Origin of the sequence: Streptomyces sp. SID12501, from assembly GCF_010550245.1 — a bacterium.
Classification (GTDB): Bacteria; Actinomycetota; Actinomycetes; order Streptomycetales; family Streptomycetaceae; genus Streptomyces.
Genome location: NZ_JAAGLU010000999.1, coordinates 1 through 394, shown reverse-complemented (window position 1 = coordinate 394; position 394 = coordinate 1). Strand labels below are relative to the sequence as shown.

Annotated in this window: 1 protein-coding gene; it reads right to left on the bottom strand. The window is 69.3% G+C overall.

The genetic code is table 11. The annotated features are described in order from the left end of the window. Positions 1–394: glutamate--tRNA ligase family protein (locus tag G3I71_RS49525; RefSeq protein WP_239149829.1), on the bottom strand; the 394-nt coding region annotated here is incomplete at both ends.

The window sequence follows — 394 nt, the reverse complement described above, 5'->3', positions numbered from 1 at the left end:
GACGTCGAACTTCTCGACCATCCCGGCGACGGAGAAGATGTCGCGGTCGGGCGCGATGGACCAGCCGAGCAGCGCGAGGTAGTTGAGCAGGCCCTCGGGCGTGAAGCCGCGCTCGCGGTGCAGGAACAGGTTCGACTCGGGGTCGCGCTTCGAGAGCTTCTTGTTGCCCTCGCCCATGACGTACGGCAGGTGGCCGAACTGCGGCAGCACGCTCGCGACGCCCAGCTCGAGCAGCGCGCGGTACAGCACGACCTGGCGCGGGGTCGACGACAGCAGGTCCTCGCCGCGCAGCACGTGCGTGATGCCCATGAGCGCGTCGTCGACCGGGTTGACCAGCGTGTAGAGCGGGTGGCCGTTGCCGCGCACGATCACGTAGTCCGGTACGGAGCCGGCC